We start from the raw sequence: 286 nt of genomic DNA, 5'->3' as shown, positions 1-286 counted from the left end.
GAGGCGGTACAGGGCGTTGGAGAACAGCTATGTTCATTCGCGGCAATACCTTTAATGCCTGGGCTGCACAGGCGCGGGACGAAGAATGTTTTACCCAGGAAGTGGAAAACGGCTGTCATATCGAAGTCCGGGCGCGGGAACGGGAGGACGCGGACATTGAAGTGCTGCTGTGCGTCTACACCGCAACGGGCCAGTGCGTGGTTGAACGCACCAAGCAGTTGCCGGGTGCGGAATGGACGGTGCACGACGCACTCAAGCGCGGTATCGATCAGGCGGAACGAATTGC

Annotated in this window: 1 protein-coding gene; it reads left to right on the top strand. The window is 59.1% G+C overall.

Features of this window, described 5'->3' with window-relative positions; all coding sequences use genetic code 11:
* Positions 1 to 29 precede the first annotated feature (29 nt).
* On the top strand, positions 30 to 286 hold a 257-nt coding region (locus tag AC0L3B_RS39330), incomplete at its 3' end, for a hypothetical protein (RefSeq protein ID WP_473383173.1).

The organism is Bradyrhizobium sp. Kon56 (assembly GCF_055807635.1).
This window is presented reverse-complemented; position numbering and strand designations above follow the sequence as displayed.